This window comes from Mesorhizobium sp. M7A.F.Ca.CA.002.09.1.1 (genome assembly GCF_003998555.1).
In the GTDB taxonomy this organism is placed as follows: domain Bacteria; phylum Pseudomonadota; class Alphaproteobacteria; order Rhizobiales; family Rhizobiaceae; genus Mesorhizobium; species Mesorhizobium ciceri.
Genome location: NZ_RZRR01001573.1, coordinates 1 through 497, shown reverse-complemented (window position 1 = coordinate 497; position 497 = coordinate 1). Strand labels below are relative to the sequence as shown.

General features: G+C 65.4%; 1 protein-coding gene. It reads right to left on the bottom strand.

Annotation, left to right across the window (positions count from 1 at the left end; genetic code table 11):
- On the bottom strand, positions 1-418 hold a 418-nt coding region (locus tag EN994_RS34725; RefSeq protein WP_127308314.1), incomplete at its 3' end, for a GTPase.
- Between the last annotated feature and the right edge of the window lie 79 nt (positions 419-497).

Genomic DNA, 497 nt, shown 5'->3' with positions numbered 1-497 from the left:
CGCCAAGGCCGAGCTCCCAGGCTTCCAGCATACCGCCCTGGGCGCCCTTCGCCTCGGCCTTGTTGGCGACCAGCACGACCGGCTTGCCGGACTTGCGCACGATCTCGGCGAAGGTCCTGTCGTCAGGCAAAAGGCCGGACTTGGCATCGATGGTGAAGAAGATCAGGTCGGCCTCGCGGATAGCGATCTCGGTCTGCGCACGCATGCGGCCGGGCAAGGTCGAGGCACCAGCGTCCTCGAAGCCGGCGGTGTCGATGACATCGAAATGCAGGTCGTAGAGCTTGGCGGCGTGGACGCGACGGTCGCGGGTGACGCCCGGCGTGTCGTCGACAAGCGCCAGCTTTCTTCCCACCAGCCGATTGAAGAGAGTCGATTTGCCGACGTTAGGTCTGCCGATGATGGCGACTTTGAAGGTCACGACGCACTGCCCGACCCGCGGATCAGCTCGGACATCAATGTTGCGCGCTCGCGGGTGTTGCGCGGGGCGCCGTCATCGG